This is a genomic window from Streptomyces muensis (genome assembly GCF_021474425.1).
GTDB lineage: Bacteria > Actinomycetota > Actinomycetes > Streptomycetales > Streptomycetaceae > Streptomyces > Streptomyces muensis.
The window spans coordinates 1-446 of sequence record NZ_JAKEIP010000653.1 but is presented as its reverse complement, the minus strand read 5'-3'; the positions used below and the strand labels follow the sequence as shown (position 1 = coordinate 446).

General features: G+C 74.0%; 1 protein-coding gene. It reads left to right on the top strand.

Annotated elements, in window-relative coordinates; genetic code table 11:
- A partial coding sequence (locus tag L0P92_RS44905; RefSeq protein ID WP_234768869.1) for an SLATT domain-containing protein occupies positions 1-446 on the top strand: 446 nt, incomplete at both ends.

The following is a 446-nucleotide window of genomic DNA, read 5'->3' as shown; positions in this document are numbered from 1 at the left end:
GGGGGGGGGGGGGTGGGGCGGCGGCGGGGGCGGTCGTCGGGGCCGCGTTGCCGTTGCTGGATCTGACGGGGGTCGCGCGCGGGGCGGCGCCGTGGGGGTATCTGGCGTTGCTGCTGGCGGTGGCGTGTGCGGCGGTCGATCGGTTCTTCGGGGTGACGTCCGGGTGGATGAGGGACGTCGCTACGGCGCAGGCGGTGCAGCGGCGGCTTCAGATGCTGCAGTTCGACTGGGCGACGGAGAGTGTGCGGGAGGTTCTGGGGCCGGCGGAGGGGACGGCGAGTGAGGCGGCCGAGCGGTGTCTGGGGGTGCTGCGGCGGTTCTCGGAGGATGTGTCGGAGTTGGTGCGGGCGGAGACGGCGGACTGGATGGTGGAGTTCCGGACGGGGTCCGCGCCCATGGGGATCCAGTCGGCCGTGGGTGGCTCGGCTCGGCAGGATGTGGGGGTG